The following is a 13,757-nucleotide window of genomic DNA, read 5'->3' on the forward strand; positions in this document are numbered from 1 at the left end:
AGGTGAAAGCCCTTTAGTTATTCGATTAGGAGTGCTGCCTCTCAAGACCGCGATATTGTATCGCTTCCGCTACATGCTCCTCTATTATAGACTCGCTGGATGCAAGGTCAGCTATGGTGCGGGACAGCTTTAACATACGATCATAAGCGCGCATGCTGATACCGAGTGCCTCAAAAGCATGCTCCAGCAAGCCGATCGCATCGGGTTTAATATTTACCGCTTTGCGAAGGGAAGCTCCTGTTAATTCACCTTTGCTTTTGGATCTGTTATTAGCGTTTCTTTCCTTCTGAAAGTCCACTGCATTTCTAACGAGCGCCTTCATTTGAGCAGTATTTAAAGATGGGGAAGCGGCGACATGATCCAAAGATATCGGTCGCGGCACCTCAAGCTGCAAATCGATTCGGTCGAGCAGAGGTCCGGATATTTTGGAACGGTAACGGCTAATGATGGATGAGCTGCAGGTGCAGCGCTTATCCCCATATTCATGACCATAATAGCCGCAGGGACAAGGGTTGTACGAAGCAGCAAGCATGATGCTGGCGGGGAACTGGAATACGGCTTTGGAGCGGGATATGGTGACGATGCGGTCCTCTAGCGGCTGGCGCAAAACCTCAAGCACCTGCCTTGGAAATTCCGGCAATTCATCTAAGAACAGCACGCCGCGATGCGCAAGCGTAACTTCCCCGGGCTTCGGGATAGAGCCGCCGCCAATTAGGCCGCCAGCGGAAACGGTATGGTGCGGGGCGCGGAAGGGAGGCTGCGCAAGCAATCCATGGGAGCTTCCGGGCAGCTTGCCTGCCACGCTGTATATCTTGGTGACCTCCAGCGCTTCTTGCTCGCTAAGGGGCGGCAAAATGCCCGGCAGCCTGCGAATCATCATCGTTTTTCCTGTGCCTGGCGGGCCGCTCAGCAAAATATTATGTTTGCCGGCTGCGGCAATCAGCATCGCTCGCTTAGCTTGATGCTGACCGATAACATCGCCAAAATCGCCGGGATCATCGCCTGCTGTTTCCGCGAGTGTTGAGGAACTATTTTTAAAGGAAAAAGATTCATGAGCTTGATCGGCGCGGATATGCTCCCAGCCGTCTTGTTCTTGCTTCTGTAAATCCAGTTCGTTAAGATGGCTGAGCGCGAACAGCTCTAGGCCGGAGATCCAGCTTGCTTCCTTCACGTTGCCGATGGGCAGCAATACTCTCTGAACCCCTACCTTTTTTGCTTGCTCAAGCATTGCCAGCACGCCGGCTACCGGCCGAACGCTGCCGTTTAGCGAAAGCTCGCCCAGCAGGAGGGTGTTCTCAAAATGTACCGCACTAATTTGGCCGCTTGCCGTCAGAATGCCTGCTGCGATCGCTAGATCAAAAGACGTTCCCTCCTTGCGCAGGTCGGCCGGAGCCAAATTAACGGTAATGCGGTCCATCGGGAAGGTGAAGCCGCTGTTTTTGAGAGCAGCCCTTACCCGCTCGACAGACTCGCGGACGGCGGGGTCGGGCAATCCTACAATGTTAATCTGCGGCAACCCGCTCGCAATATCTACTTCAACCGATATCCCTTTGCCGTCAACGCCATATACGCTCGCACTCTTGATTAAACTAAACAAAACAAAAAGCACCCCCATTTTGATGGATGAAGGTGCTTCCTTACGATTCCGTATCAGTATTATGAATTTGCAAATATCATAGAGGAGGCTGCTACATATTGTCAATGTTTAAAATGATTCGGGTATTGAAAAGCAGTTTTGGTCATACTAGATGGCGTAGTTCACAACACCGATAAATGGCGGCCCCATCAGGTTTTAATCCTTTAATCTCAAATTGAGATGAAACCCATATCAAAAAAGCCGTATTAATTATGTATGAAAGTAAGGTAACGGATGGGGAAAGGTGCTACAATAATAGAGGTTTGTGTACATATGACTGATTTCAGTCTGTGAAATGGAGGATTTCAACAATGAATATCCATGAGTATCAAGGGAAAGCGGTCCTTAAACAGTATGGTGTCGTCGTACCAGAAGGTAAAGTAGCCTTCTCCGTAGACGAAGCTGTTGAAGCGGCTAAAGCGCTCGGAACACCGGTAGTTGTCGTGAAGGCACAAATTCACGCAGGTGGCCGTGGTAAAGCGGGCGGAGTTAAAGTAGCAAAAAGTATCGACGAGGTACGTGCATACGCTAGCGAAATTTTAGGCAAAGTGCTCGTTACCCACCAAACAGGACCAGAAGGCAAAGAAGTTAAACGTCTTCTGATTGAACAAGGCTGCGACATTAAAAAAGAATATTATATCGGCGTTGTATTAGACCGCGGTACAGGTCGTGTCGTTATGATGGCTTCGGAAGAGGGCGGCACTGAGATTGAAGAAGTTGCTGAACACTCCCCGGAGAAAATTTTCAAAGAGATCGTTGATCCAGCTGTTGGTTTGCAAGCTTTCCAAGCACGCAAATTGGCTTATGCCATCAACATCCCTAACGATCTGGTTAACAAAACCGTTAAGTTCATGATCTCGCTCTACACAGCTTTCGTAGAGAAAGACGCTTCCATTGCCGAAATCAACCCGCTTGTCGTAACTGGCGACGGACAAGTTATCGCGCTTGATGCGAAACTTAACTTTGATTCCAATGCTCTTTACCGTCACAAAGATATCGTTGAGCTTCGCGACTTGGAAGAAGAGGACGCAAAAGAAATCGAAGCGTCCAAATTCGACCTTAGCTACATCGCACTTGACGGCAACATCGGTTGCTTGGTTAACGGTGCAGGCCTTGCGATGGCGACAATGGATATTATCAAATATTACGGCGGCGACCCTGCCAACTTCCTAGACGTAGGGGGCGGTGCTACAGCTGAGAAGGTAACAGAAGCATTCAAAATCATTTTGTCCGATGAGAAGGTTAAAGGTATTTTCGTTAACATTTTTGGCGGCATCATGCGTTGCGACGTTATTGCTAATGGTGTTGTCGAAGCAGCGAAGCAAGTCGGTCTTGACCGTCCGCTCGTTGTTCGTCTAGAAGGTACGAACGTAGACCTCGGCAAAAACATTTTGAAAGAATCGGGATTGAACATCGTGGCTGCGGATTCCATGGCGGACGGCGCGCAGAAGATTGTCGCTCTCGTGAAATAAGATAACTTGCTGTGCGGCCTGCGGCTGCATACGAATTCATTCAGGGGATGTGAGTTAAGAGTGAGCATTTTGGTCAATAAAGATACAAAAGTCATTACCCAAGGTATTACAGGCGCTACTGGCTTGTTCCATACCAAAGGCGGATTGGAATACGGTACGCAAATGGTTGGCGGCGTAACACCTGGCAAAGGTGGCACGAACGTTGACATTACACTTGATAACGGCACGCTCGTATCATTGCCTGTATTCAACACGGTTGCACAAGCTAAAGCGGCTACTGGAGCTAACGCTTCGGTAATCTACGTTCCACCAGCATTTGCTGCTGATGCGATCATGGAAGCTGTTGACGCTGAGCTTGATCTTGTCATCTGTATTACAGAAGGCATTCCAGTGCTTGATATGGTTAAAGTAAAACGTTACATGGACGGCAGCAAAACCGTTCTTATCGGACCTAACTGCCCAGGCGTTATTACACCTGATGAGTGCAAAATCGGCATTATGCCTGGTTACATTCATACAGCTGGACATGTTGGCGTTATCTCCCGCTCAGGCACATTGACTTATGAAGCGGTTCATCAATTGACGACTCGCGGCATTGGACAATCATCTGCAGTAGGAATCGGCGGCGACCCTGTTAAAGGTTCCGAGTTCATCGACATCTTGAACCTCTTCAACGAAGATCCTGACACCTACGCGGTAATCATGATTGGTGAAATCGGCGGTACAGCAGAGGAAGAAGCTGCAGAGTGGATTAAAGCCAACATGAAAAAACCGGTTGTCGGCTTCATCGGCGGCGCTACAGCGCCTCCAGGCAAACGTATGGGACATGCAGGCGCAATCATTTCTGGCGGTAAAGGAACAGCTGCTGAAAAAATCGCAACGCTTGAAGCTTGCGGCATTAAAGTAGCTCCGACACCATCGGAAATGGGTTCAACGCTTGTTAGCGTTCTTGAAGAGCAAGGCTTGCTCGAAAAATGTATTACACGTAAATAATTCAATAGTTCGATATAAGGTAAGCAACCTTTCAACGACCCGAAAACGGGAGTTGGAAGGTTGCTTTTTTATTTGCCTGTAGCCATTATTTTATGGGTTGACTTGCAATCTTATGCTGTGTAACGCACAATAGATAAGAATGCAGGCCAGCCCAAGCCAAGAAAGGGTTGGACGAGGATGGAACAAAATAAAGATATTCGCAGGCAAATGATTATTGCTTTACACGAGATTCCCGGCATTGGATGGTTTGCCATCCAGAAGGCCGTTAAGCATCAATTTTGGAATAAGCAACTATGGAGTATAGAGGATTTACTTGCGATAGGCTTGCGCCGCGACCAAGCGCAATCAGCAGCCGAGCGTTATGCCAAGCAATCATGGATGCTGGCCAATGGCCGAGCAGAAGAAGTTGCAAGAGCAAACGCAGTTGAGATTACTCCCTATGACCCCGACTATCCGAGTCTTCTGAGGGAAATCGCACAGCCGCCTTGGGTCATTTATGCCAAAGGCAGGTTGGAATTGCTGAAGCGACCTGCTATTGCCATTGTTGGTACGAGAGTGCCAACCGCATATGGCAGGCATTCGGCAGCTGCGCTTGCGCAGGAGCTGTCCTCTGCGGGCTTAACGGTCGTCAGCGGACTAGCGAGAGGGATCGATAGCAAAGCCCATGAAGCGGCTTTGTACGAAGCGGGAGGGACGATTGCCGTTCTGCCGACACCAATTGATAAGTGTTATCCGCCAGAGAATTTATCCTTATTTCACAAAATTGCGGAGCACGGCTTGCTGGTCTCCGAAACTCCGATCGGTACGCCGCTGCATCCTGGGCAATTTCCTCAGCGCAATCGCATCATCGCCGCCTTATCTGTTGGAACGGTCGTTGTGGAAGGCGCTACAAAGAGCGGCTCGCTCATAACTGCGCAGCATGCATCTGACATGTCGCGTGAGCTGTTCGCCATACCCGGTCCGATCTCATCGCCTAAGAGCGAAGGCCCCAATGAACTGATTAAGCGCGGTGAAGCAAAGCTGATATGCGGCATTCATGACATTATCGATGAGCTGAAGTGGCTGCCAGCTGCATTAGATGCCTATAGGGAAGCAGACAATTCGGACAACGCCAAGCAGAAGACAGAAGCGGCCCAGCTAACGCTGGAAGAGAGCAAATTGATCGCCTTTTTGAGGGATCAACCGTTATCTATTAATGAATTGCATGAGCTCTCCGCCATTCCGTTTGGACATTTGAACGCACTTCTGCTAAATTTATGTATAAAACGCAAAATAGAATTGCAGCCCGGATCAATATATATTGCTTTATAGCTTGCAATGGAGAGAGGAGGCGCCTTACATGGCAGATTCTTTAGTTATCGTCGAATCACCCGCAAAAGCCAAAACGATTGGTAAATATCTAGGCAGCAAATATATCGTAAAAGCTTCCATGGGACATATTCGCGATTTGCCCAAAAGCCAGATCGGCGTCGAGGTAGATAATGATTTTAATCCCAAATACATAACGATACGCGGCAAAGGCAGCGTCCTCAAGGAATTGAAGGATGCCAGCAAAAAAGTGAAACATGTCTTTCTAGCAGCCGATCCGGATCGCGAAGGTGAAGCGATTGCTTGGCATTTGGCGCACTATCTGGAGCTTGATGAGACGGACACATGTCGCGTAGTATTTAATGAGATAACGAAACAAGCGGTTAAGGATGCTTTCAAAACGCCGCGTAAAATTAATATGGATCTAGTAAACGCGCAGCAGGCTAGACGCATTTTGGACCGGCTTGTCGGTTACAAAATTAGTCCGCTTCTATGGAAGAAAGTGAAAAAGGGTTTGTCGGCCGGACGGGTACAATCGGTTGCGGTTAAGCTGATCATCGATCGCGAAAATGAAATCGATGCATTCGTTCCTGAAGAATACTGGTCGATCACGGCTAAGCTTAGCCATTCCGGCATTCCTTTTGACGCGAAGTATTATTCCATTAACGGAGATAAGCGGGAGCTTGGCAAGGAAGCGGAAGTTGAAGAAGTGCTCAGCGCGATGAAGGGCAGCAAGTTTACTGTATCTGACGTGCGGGAGAAGGAGCGCCTGCGCAATCCTGCGCCTCCTTTCATAACGAGTTCGCTTCAACAGGAAGCGGCAAGGAAGCTGGGCTTCCGGGCGTCTAAGACGATGTCAGTCGCTCAACAGCTTTATGAAGGTGTCGAGCTTGGCAAAGAAGGAACCGTCGGTTTAATTACTTATATGAGAACGGACTCCACGCGGATTTCACCAATTGCGCAAGAGGAAGCCAAGGAATACATTACGGAAAAGTACGGCGCGACGTTCGTACCTGAGCAACCGCGGGTTTATACGAAGAAAAACAGCAATGCTCAGGATGCGCATGAAGCAATTCGCCCGACATCGATCTTACGTGATCCAGAAACGATGAAGCCATTCCTTAGCCGCGATCAATTCCGTCTATACAAGCTTGTGTGGGAGCGATTCGTATCCAGCCAGATGCAATCAGCGGTGTTAGATACGATGACGGTAGATCTGCAAGCAGGCGAAACGGTCTTTAGAGCTACCGGCTCTAAAGTGAAGTTTGCGGGCTTTATGAAGGTATATGTGGAAGGCAATGATGACGGCACGGTAGAAGAGCATAAATTTTTGCCGCCGCTTGCTGCGGGCGATGTGATCAACTCAGAGTCCGTTGATCCCAAGCAGCATTTCACACAGCCGCCGCCAAGGTTTACGGAGGCACGGCTTGTGAAGACGCTGGAGGAGCTGGGTATAGGCCGTCCGAGTACGTACGCACCGACGCTCGAGACGATTCAAAAGCGCGGTTATATCGCAATGGAAGAGAAAAAGTTTATGCCAACCGAGCTAGGCGATCTCGTCATACAGCTTATGGAGGAGTTTTTCCCGGAAATTCTTGATGCCGAATTTACGGCCAACATGGAAGGAAACCTTGACCATGTGGAGGAAGGTACGGAGGACTGGGTGAAGGTTCTCGCGAATTTTTATGAATCCTTCGAGAAGCGGCTAGAGGTAGCCGAAGATGAAATGAAGGAAATTGAAATTCAAGATGAAGTTTCTGACGAGCTATGTGAGAAATGCGGACGCCATTTGGTTTACAAGATGGGTCGCTTCGGTAAATTTTTAGCATGCTCCGGCTTCCCGGAATGCCGCAATACGAAACCTATCGTCAAAGATATCGGCGTCACTTGCCCGAAATGCGCCGAAGGCAAAATTATTGAGCGACGCAGCAAAAAAGGCCGTATTTTCTACGGCTGCGACCAATACCCTGGATGCGATTATGTATCATGGGACAAACCGACGAACAAACCGTGCCCGCAGTGCGATTCTAAGCTCGTAGAGAAGCGCAACCGCAGCGGCGTGAAGCTGCTCTGTCCAACGTGCGACTATTCCGAAGAGGTGCTGGACGAAGACGAGCAAGGCACAGATACTGATTAAATTTAGCTAAAGACCAACATAATCTGCAGACGAATGTTAACGATGTAGCCGTCCTCCCTCCAAACAGGGAGGACACCGTTGTTAAACGGGCAGTTAATTCACATTAAACCCTCCTGTACAGGAGGGTTTAACCAGCGTTTATGTGAAGCTGACGACTAGATAACCATTGGGCCATTAGGCAGCACGATCGAAAATAGCAGGGAATTTGCTAGCGGTATAGACTTATGGATAATTGATAATAAAGCTAACAAACGATGAAACGAATCGATAGGGTAAGCTTGTTTAAGAAGATCATATAAAGTTAGGTTATCCTACTTGTTCTTATAGGGCTGCGGTTGTCGAGCGGAGTCTCGCTATTGCAGAAAGTGCTGCAAAAACCTCACATGACTCTATGAATGTTAGGCTGCGTTGCAGTAAGTGCAGCTTAGCTGAGTGTTGCTGTTTGGGAATTCGGCTTGGCAAGTTGATTTTTTTTGAAAAAGGCATTAGGGTTTTGTAAAAGCCTTTAACGTTTTTCCATTCTTTTTTTGCATCGTGAATTATATTTTGAAAGGATTGAATACATTTTGTCACAACCACAAAAAGTAACCGTCATCGGAGCTGGTCTAGCAGGAAGCGAGGCAGCATGGCAAATCGCATCGCAGGGAGTGCCAGTCGTTCTCTATGAAATGCGCCCAGTTACGAAAACGCCGGCTCATCATACCAATCAATTCGCAGAGCTTGTCTGCAGCAACAGCCTAAGAGCAAATGGACTATCCAATGCCGTAGGCGTCCTAAAGGAAGAAATGCGCCAGCTGAACTCGCTTATTTTGAGCTGTGCTGACCAGCATGCTGTCCCGGCAGGCGGAGCGCTTGCCGTTGACCGCGATGGTTTCTCGGGCGAGGTTACGCGCAGGCTGCATGAGCATCCATTAGTCGAGGTCCGCAATGAGGAAGTTACGGAAATCCCGACAGATGGGATCGTTGTTATAGCAACAGGCCCTCTAACGGCTCCAGGCTTATCCTCTCAGATTCAAGAGCTGCTGGGCGAGGAATATTTTTATTTCTATGATGCTGCTGCTCCAATCGTAGAAAAAGATTCAATCGATATGAATAAAGTTTATTTAGCATCAAGGTATGACAAAGGGGAAGCTGCCTACTTGAACTGTCCGATGACGGAAGAGGAGTTTGAAATCTTCCACGAGGCGCTGACGACGGCTGAGAAAGCTGAAGTTAAAGATTTTGAGAAGGAAGTTTATTTTGAAGGCTGCATGCCGATCGAAGTTATGGCAAGCAGAGGCAAGCAAACCGTATTGTTTGGACCAATGAAGCCCGTAGGCCTTGTCAATCCGCATACAGGCAAGCTGCCGCATGCGGTTATTCAGCTTCGCCAAGATAATGCAGCGGGTACCTTGTACAATTTGGTTGGCTTCCAGACCCACCTCAAGTGGGGCGAACAGAAGCGTGTATTCTCGCTCATTCCAGGGCTTGAGAATGCGGAGTTCGTTCGCTTCGGAGTTATGCACCGCAATACGTTTATCAATTCCCCTCGACTGCTTAAGCCTACTTATCAGCTTAACAATCGCGACACGTTGTTCTTCGCCGGTCAAATGACCGGAGTAGAAGGTTATGTGGAGTCGGCAGCATCAGGATTGATTGCCGGTATTAACGCTGCTAAGCTAGCACGCGGCTTAGAGCCGGTTGTGCTGCCAGAACAAACGACACTAGGAAGCATGGCTAACTATATTACGACTGCCGATTTCAAGCATTTTCAGCCAATGAATGCAAACTTCGGTTTATTCCCGCCTCTGGAGAAAAAGATTCGCAGCAAAAAAGAAAAGAATGAAATGATTGCTAATCGGGCACTTGAAGGCATCGAGCAATTTAAACGGGAACATTTGCAGTAATATTTCGTAATGATGGCATGGCATTCTATTTCAATATGGAACCTTGAGGAGGCAACGCAATGGAAATGCAATTTCACGCAACGACCATTTGTGCAGTTCGTCATGAAGGGAAAGGCGCGATTGCCGGAGACGGGCAGGTAACTTTCGGGAACAGCATGGTCATGAAAAACACAGCCAAAAAAGTAAGAAGGTTGTACCGTGGCCAAGTAGTCGCAGGATTTGCAGGATCGGTTGCTGACGCGATAACGTTATTCGAGAAGTTCGAGGCAAAGCTGGAGGAGCATCACGGCAATTTGCAGCGTTCGGCTGTCGAGCTTGCAAAGGAATGGCGCTCGGACCGTGTCCTGCGCAGGCTTGAGGCGATGATGCTCGTTATGGACAAAACCGGTTTGCTGCTTATTTCGGGCAACGGAGAGATTATAGAGCCGGATGACGGCATTTTAGCTATAGGTTCAGGCGGAAGCTTCGCTTTATCTGCTGCTAGAGCGCTTCAGCGCCATGCCCCGCAGATGGAAGCGAAGGATATCGCACGCTCGTCACTTGAGATTGCTGCTGAAATTTGTGTGTTCACGAATCAAAATATTATCGTAGAAGTAATCGAATAGTGACTGTAATAAACGAATTAGCTTCGGAATGCCATAGCGAAGAATAGAAATCGGAGGGATTTTATAATGGGAAATGATGCACTGACGCCGCGCCAGATCGTAGCGGAGCTTGATAAGTATATCGTTGGACAAAAGCCGGCTAAACGTTCGGTAGCTATTGCTCTTCGCAATCGTTACCGCAGAAGTTTGCTCGATGAAACGCTGCGCGATGAAATCGTTCCGAAAAATATTTTGATGATTGGACCTACCGGAGTCGGTAAAACAGAAATCGCTCGCCGCTTGGCGAAGCTGGTCAAAGCTCCTTTTGTCAAGCTTGAGGCGACGAAATTTACCGAGGTGGGCTATGTTGGCCGCGATGTTGAATCGATGGTCCGCGACCTCATTGAAACGGCAATTCGTATGGTGAAAACCGAAAAGACCGAAAAAGTTAAAGACCGTGCCGAAAAACTAGCTAATGAGCGGATCGTAACGCTGCTGGCGCCGTCTGCCACAAAAGCCAAATCCTCAAAAAATCCATTTGAGATGCTCTTTGGCAACCAACAGCAAGCAGATGAGCCGAAGGAAGCGCCTGAGGTAGAGAATGAGCTTTATCAAAAACGGTCACAAATCAAGGAGCAGCTCGCTGCTGGCAAGCTAGAAAACGAAGTGATTGAAATCGAGGTCGAGGATTCCTCGCCTAATGTGATGGATATGCTGTCCGGTCAGGGACCTGAAGGCATGGGCATGAATATGCAGGAGCTGTTCGGCCAGCTTATGCCGAAGAAACCCAAGAAACGCAAGCTGCCGGTTAAGGAAGCGCGCAAGGTGTTGACGCAAGAGGAAGCGAATAAGCTAATTGACATGGACGATGTCATTTCGGAATCGATTACACGTGCTGAGCAGTCCGGCATTATTTTCATAGATGAGATTGACAAGATTGCGAGCCCATCGCGCGGTTCAGGCCCTGATGTATCCAGAGAGGGCGTTCAGCGCGACATTTTGCCAATTGTAGAAGGTTCTACGGTTATGACCAAGTATGGTCCAGTAAAAACGGATTATGTGTTGTTTATTGCAGCCGGCGCATTCCATGTAGCCAAACCTTCGGATTTGATTCCAGAGCTGCAAGGTAGGTTCCCGATTCGGGTGGAGCTGACGAGCCTAAGCTTAGATGATTTTGTAAGCATTTTGAAGGAGCCTAAAAATGCTTTAACGAAGCAATATGCAGCCTTGCTTGAGACGGAGGGCATCCAAATCGAGTTTTCGGATGAGGCGATTCATGAGCTGGCATCGATTGCTGCCGATGTAAATCGCAATACCGAAAATATTGGCGCGCGCCGCTTGCATACGATTTTGGAGAAGCTGCTGGAAGATTTATCGTTTGAAGCGCCTGAGCTCTCACTCGAGAAAATGACGATTACCCCGGAATACGTACGGGAAAAGCTGGGAAGCATTGCACAAAACCGCGATTTGAGTCAATATATACTGTAGTTGTTATGAGTTTTGGGAGGCATTAGAATGACTTTACTAACAAAGACAAGAACGCTGAACCGATTGCTGCAGCGTGCGGCCGGCAAAGCGCTCAGCTTTAGGGAAATGGCGGAGGTGCTATGCACGACGATTCAAACGAATGTGTTTGTCGTTAGTCGCAGAGGTAAAATACTTGGCTGCGCGGCTGTAGATGCGTATGATCATGATTTTATGCGCTCCTTATCCGCAGATGAGCTTCGTTTCCCGCAAGAAACCAACGGCCGTTTTCTTGATATGCAGGAGTCGATGACAAACGTTAAGCCTGATTCCGGCATTTACGAAACATTTCCTAGGCTTGGCGATCAAGAAATTATGACGGTAGTTCCGATCATTGGCGGAGGAGACCGTCTAGGCACTTTGGTTCTGACTCGTTTGTCGGGTACGTTTGACGATGATGATCTTATTTTAGCTGAATATGGATCTACGATTGTAGGTATGGAGATTCTGCGTGAGCGGACAGAGGAGATCGAGCAGGAGGTACGCAGCCGTGCTGTCGTTGCCGTAGCGGTTGGTTCTTTGTCGTTCAGCGAACTTGAGGCAGTCGAACATATCTTCGAAGAGCTGGATGGCAAGGAAGGTTTGCTGGTAGCTTCAAAAATCGCAGATCGGGTAGGCATTACACGTTCAGTTATTGTAAATGCGCTTCGCAAGCTGGAAAGTGCCGGCGTGATCGAAACTAGATCTTTAGGGATGAAAGGCACATACATTAAAATATTAAATCACCAGCTCTTACAAGAATTGGATAAAATTAAGTCTTAATTATAGGACGTTCAGACCATATTGGCCCTATCTTATTTCAAAGATAGGGCTTTTTTCTTATTGTAATAATTTAGGAAATTGTTGAATATTATCATGTCGGCAAAAATCGACACACGATCTCATTTTTTTAATTTTTACTGTCGAACAAAGAAGGATTGAGCATTAATCTGTTGAATACGTTAAGAAGATCTCCTATGTGAAAGTGGTGAAACTACGTGAATTTGTTGAATGGCGCAGCATTTGGAAGATTGGAAGGTGCGCTACAAGCAGCTGAAATGCGGCAGCGCGTCATTTCTAACAATGTGGCAAACGGTGATACGCCGCATTTCAAACGGTCTGAGGTTTTGTTTGAGGAATTATTGGAGCAATCGATGGGAAATCAGCAAGGGCATTTGGTCGGCAAACGAACGAATCAAAAGCATATTCCGATCGGATCAGGCTCATCTACTCTACCAGTACCCAAACTTGTTACCGATGAAACAACTTCGATGAACAACAATGAAAATAATGTTGATATCGACCGTGAAATGTCGTTGCTTGCGAAAAATCAATTAAGCTATAACTTTTATATCCAACAAATTAATCATGACGTAAGAATGATGCGCACAGCGATTGAAGGGAGAGTCTAAACGTGAAGCTGTCAACAGGATTTGATATTAGTGCTTCCGCATTATCTGCACAGCGGCTGCGCATGGATGTTATTTCCTCCAATATCGCCAATGCAGAAACGACTCGAGGCAGTTTCGTTAACGGACAATTTCAGCCTTACAAGCGGAAGATGGTCGTCATGGAGCCGATGCAGCAGTCGTTTTCCAGCATGCTCTCTCAACAGCTAAACGGCAACTCAGCTGCGCAAGGCGTAAAAGTTACGAGAATTAAAGAAGATCAATCGCCGAACAAGCTCATTTATAACCCCACACATCCTGATGCGGATGCAAAAGGTTACGTAAATATGCCCAATGTGGATGTTACGAAGGAAATGGTTGATATGATCGCGGCAACGCGTTCCTATGAAGCCAACGTAACGGCACTCAACGCAACAAAATCCATGTTCGTAAAGGCGCTGGAAATAGGGAAATAAAAGTAATCAAACCATATAAGATGCAATGGAGGAATAATGATGATTCAATCGATGTCGCTCGGTCCGGTTCAGCCTGTCAAGCTCATTGAAACTAAATCGGTGCAAGAAGCGACTCCGGCTCAATTAACTGAAACGTTTGGACAATATTTGCAAACAGCCATCGATAACGTAAGCAACCAAGAACAAAACGTTCACAAGCTGAATGACAAGTACTTGGTGGGTCAAGTGGATGTTACGAAAGTACTAATTGCTTCTGAGCAATCGCAGTTGAGCTTGCAGCTCACCTCACAAATCCGCAACAAAGTAGTCGAGGCTTATCAAGAAATGATGCGGATGCAAATTTAATCCAACTTTTGACCTAGCATAGTATTTGG

General features: G+C 47.6%; 12 protein-coding genes. 11 read left to right on the forward strand and 1 reads right to left on the reverse strand.

Annotated features, from left to right (window positions below; genetic code table 11):
- Window positions 1-25: 25 nt before the first annotated feature.
- Window positions 26-1,597: a YifB family Mg chelatase-like AAA ATPase gene (locus ADU23_RS22045; protein ID WP_053377772.1), complete on the reverse strand. Its 1,572-nt coding sequence runs from the start codon at window positions 1,595-1,597 to the stop codon at window positions 26-28.
- Between the two features lie 350 nt (window positions 1,598-1,947).
- On the opposite strand from ADU23_RS22045, the gene sucC reads away from it, so the two are divergent.
- The 11 genes from sucC (at window position 1,948) to fliE (ending at window position 13,728) form a co-directional block, all read left to right on the forward strand.
- A complete protein-coding gene (gene sucC / locus ADU23_RS22050; protein WP_053375705.1) occupies window positions 1,948-3,108 on the forward strand; it encodes an ADP-forming succinate--CoA ligase subunit beta in 1,161 nt (386 codons plus the stop codon).
- A gap of 60 nt (window positions 3,109-3,168) precedes the next feature.
- Complete coding sequence (sucD, locus tag ADU23_RS22055) at window positions 3,169-4,101, forward strand: succinate--CoA ligase subunit alpha (protein ID WP_053375706.1); 933 nt, start codon at window positions 3,169-3,171, stop codon at window positions 4,099-4,101.
- 177 nt (window positions 4,102-4,278) lie between these two features.
- Window positions 4,279-5,412, forward strand: coding sequence for a DNA-processing protein DprA (gene dprA / locus ADU23_RS22060; protein ID WP_053375707.1), 1,134 nt, complete (start codon window positions 4,279-4,281; stop codon window positions 5,410-5,412).
- Window positions 5,413-5,440: 28 nt separating this feature from the next.
- Entirely contained in the window at window positions 5,441-7,546 is a 2,106-nt protein-coding gene (topA, locus tag ADU23_RS22065; protein ID WP_053375708.1) for a type I DNA topoisomerase, read from the forward strand.
- Between the two features lie 566 nt (window positions 7,547-8,112).
- Complete coding sequence (gene trmFO, locus ADU23_RS22070; protein ID WP_053375709.1) at window positions 8,113-9,432, forward strand: FADH(2)-oxidizing methylenetetrahydrofolate--tRNA-(uracil(54)-C(5))-methyltransferase TrmFO; 1,320 nt, start codon at window positions 8,113-8,115, stop codon at window positions 9,430-9,432.
- A 59-nt stretch (window positions 9,433-9,491) separates the two neighbouring features.
- Window positions 9,492-10,037, forward strand: a complete 546-nt coding sequence (gene hslV, locus ADU23_RS22075; RefSeq protein ID WP_053375710.1) for an ATP-dependent protease subunit HslV — start codon at window positions 9,492-9,494, stop codon at window positions 10,035-10,037.
- 66 nt (window positions 10,038-10,103) lie between these two features.
- A complete protein-coding gene (gene hslU / locus ADU23_RS22080) occupies window positions 10,104-11,504 on the forward strand; it encodes an ATP-dependent protease ATPase subunit HslU (RefSeq protein ID WP_053375711.1) in 1,401 nt (466 codons plus the stop codon).
- A 27-nt stretch (window positions 11,505-11,531) separates the two neighbouring features.
- Window positions 11,532-12,302, forward strand: a complete 771-nt coding sequence (gene codY / locus ADU23_RS22085) for a GTP-sensing pleiotropic transcriptional regulator CodY (RefSeq protein ID WP_053375712.1) — start codon at window positions 11,532-11,534, stop codon at window positions 12,300-12,302.
- 215 nt (window positions 12,303-12,517) lie between these two features.
- The gene (gene flgB, locus ADU23_RS22090; RefSeq protein WP_053375713.1) at window positions 12,518-12,931 is read left to right on the forward strand and encodes a flagellar basal body rod protein FlgB; all 414 of its coding nucleotides are present in this window, start codon (window positions 12,518-12,520) and stop codon (window positions 12,929-12,931) included.
- 2 nt (window positions 12,932-12,933) lie between these two features.
- Window positions 12,934-13,383: a flagellar basal body rod protein FlgC gene (gene flgC / locus ADU23_RS22095; protein ID WP_053375714.1), complete on the forward strand. Its 450-nt coding sequence runs from the start codon at window positions 12,934-12,936 to the stop codon at window positions 13,381-13,383.
- Between the two features lie 39 nt (window positions 13,384-13,422).
- A complete protein-coding gene (gene fliE / locus ADU23_RS22100; RefSeq protein ID WP_053375715.1) occupies window positions 13,423-13,728 on the forward strand; it encodes a flagellar hook-basal body complex protein FliE in 306 nt (101 codons plus the stop codon).
- Window positions 13,729-13,757: the final 29 nt, after the last annotated feature.

The organism is Paenibacillus sp. FJAT-27812, assembly GCF_001273905.1.
Lineage (GTDB): Bacteria > Bacillota > Bacilli > Paenibacillales > Paenibacillaceae > Pristimantibacillus.